Origin of the sequence: Cellulosimicrobium cellulans (assembly GCF_042723955.1) — a bacterium.
In the GTDB taxonomy this organism is placed as follows: domain Bacteria; phylum Actinomycetota; class Actinomycetes; order Actinomycetales; family Cellulomonadaceae; genus Cellulosimicrobium; species Cellulosimicrobium cellulans_H.
The window spans coordinates 1-2,563 of record NZ_JBHXIC010000168.1 but is presented as its reverse complement, the minus strand read 5'-3'; the positions used below and the strand labels follow the sequence as shown (position 1 = coordinate 2,563).

Annotated in this window: 1 protein-coding gene; it reads right to left on the bottom strand. The window is 72.6% G+C overall.

Annotated features, from left to right (window positions below; translation table 11 throughout):
- Positions 1–71 precede the first annotated feature (71 nt).
- Positions 72–2,390: a chitobiase/beta-hexosaminidase C-terminal domain-containing protein gene (locus tag ACFWH7_RS20965; RefSeq protein WP_378219611.1), complete on the bottom strand. Its 2,319-nt coding sequence runs from the start codon at positions 2,388–2,390 to the stop codon at positions 72–74.
- Positions 2,391–2,563 lie beyond the last annotated feature (173 nt).

The window sequence follows — 2,563 nt, the reverse complement described above, 5'->3', positions numbered from 1 at the left end:
GGCCCGCACCTGGGGGTGCGGGTCCGGGCCGTCGTCGATCGGACTGGTCAGGTCAGACCGTCAGGCGTCGGTCAGCGGCGACCGATGTCGGACAGCTCGGCCGCAGCGATGACGAGCTCGCGCTCGGCGTCGTCGAGGACGCCGTCGAGGACGAGGTCCTCGGTCACGAGGCTCACGTGGTCCACGAACTCACGGTGCGTCGAGTACTCGTCGGTCTCGGCGATGTGGTCGTTGACCGTGCAGCCGGTGCCGTCGTCGTAGTTCTGCACCGTGCTGTCGTGGCCGTCGATGATCACCGTCGGGCGGATGTCCGACCCGACGCAACGGTCGCGGACGAGCTGGAGGACCGTGAAGGTCACCTCGCCGGTCGTGACGTTGCCGACGCCGTCGACCGCGCGGTAGCGGACCACGTGCTGGCCGTCGGCCGCGAACGCGACCGGGGCCGCGTAGCGCTGCCACGCGCCGTCGTTCGCCTGGAACTCGATGCGGTCGACGCCCGACTCCTCGTCGACCGCCGTGAGCGTGACGCGCGCGCTCGCGACGAAGTCGCCGTCGCGGGTGCGGCTGCCGCTGACGCCCGCCGTGACGACGGGGCCGTCGGTGTCGCCCGGCTCCTCGCCGCCCGCGATGACGAACGAGACCGTCTGCGGGGCGGAGACGTTGCCCGCCGCGTCGGTCGCGCGGTAGGTCACGGTGTGCGCACCCGGGGTCCGCACCGAGATCTGCTTCGAGTAGGGCGTCCACTCGCCGCCGTCCACCTGGTACTCGACCGAGGCGACGCCCGAGTCGGCGTCCTTCGCGAGCAGGCGCACGAAGACGGTCGAGAGGTACTCGCCCGCCTCGTTCTTCTCGCCGCCCATGACGCGGTGGTCGACCGTGGGGGCGACGGTGTCGCTCCCGTCGCCCTCGACGACGGAGAACGTGACGCTCGCGGGCTCGGAGACGTTGCCCGCCTCGTCGGTCGCACGGTAGGCGAGCGTGTGCTGGCCCGGCTCGTCGACCACGACGGCCTCGGTGTACGGGGTCCAGCCCGCGCCGTCGAGGTCGTACTCGACGGACGCGACGCCCGAGCCCTCGTCGGTCGCGGTGAGGAGCACGGACGCGGAGCCCACGTAGGCGCCGTTCTCGTCCTGCGTGCCGCTGAGCTCGTTCGCGACGACCGGGGCCGTGGTGTCCTCCTCGGCGTCCGCCACGACGACGAACTCCGTGACGGTGTCCTCGGAGACGTTGCCCGCGGCGTCGGTGGCCCGGTAGACGAGCGTGTGCTCGCCGGGCTCGTCGACCACGAGGGGCTCGGTGTACGGGGCCCAGCCGGCGCCGTCGAGGTCGTACTCGACGCTCTCCACGCCGGACGCGTCGTCCGTCGCGGTGAGCGTCGCCGTGGCGGACCCGACGAACGCGCCGTTGTCGTCCTGCTCCCCCGTGACCTCGGCCGTGACCGTCGGGGCGGTCGTGTCCTGCTCGCCGCCCTCGACGACCGTGAAGGTCACCGAGCCGACCTCGGACACGTTGCCCGCGACGTCGGTCGCGCGGTAGGAGACGGTGTGCTCGCCGAGGTCGGTGAAGGGCACGGTCGTCGTGTAGGGCAGCCACGCGTCGCCGTCGACCTGGTACTCGACCGACGCGACGCCCGAACCCTCGTCCGCGGCGTGGAGCATGAAGGCCGCCGTACCGACGTACGCGCCGTTCTCGTCCTGCTCGCCCATGACCATGGGCTCGACGGTCGGGGCGGTGGTGTCCTCCTCGACGTCGCCCTCGACGACGGTGAACTCCGCGGTCTGGGCCTCGGACGTGTTGCCCGCCGCGTCGGTCGCGCGGAACTGGAGCGTGTGCGCACCGACCGCGTCGACGACGAACGGCTCGGTGTACGCCTGCCAGCCCGCGCCGTCGAGGTCGTACTCGACACCGGCCACGCCGGAGTCGTCGTCGGTCGCGTCGAGCGTCACGGTCGCGCCGCCCACGTAGGCGCCGTCGCCGTCCTGCTCGCCGGTGACCAGAGCGGTCACGGACGGTGCCGTGGTGTCCTCGCCGCCGCCGCCGTCGGTGACGACGAGTTCGCCCCACATCTCGCCGTGCCCGGGGATCGCGCAGAAGTAGCGGTACTTGCCCGGCGTGAGGTTCACCTGGGCCTCGTGGCGCCCGCCGTTCGCGTCGAACGGGCTCGCGAGGATGTTGAGGTTCACGTCGTGGTTGTAGCCCGGCGTCGACGTGTCGAACGTGAGCGTGTGGCTCATGCCGAACGTGCTGCCGGTCGCCATGCTGTTCTCGAAGACGATCGTCGCCGGGCCGGCCTCGGCCGTCGCCGGGAACGCCTTGTAGTCGGTCACGCTGTTGTCCGCGGTCCAGGTGAGGACCTGCTCGGCGGCGACGACGGCGTCGGCTGCGGACACGACGGCGGACGACGCCGTCGCCGGTGCGGTGGGGGTCGCCGAGGCCGGGGCGACGGTGAGGACCGTCGTCGCGGTGAGTCCGGCGACCGTGGCGGCGAGGAGCCGCCGCGGGCCGGGGGGGCGGGGGGGGGCGGCGGGCGGTGGCTGGGGGGTATGGGGGGGTGTGTCTCTCA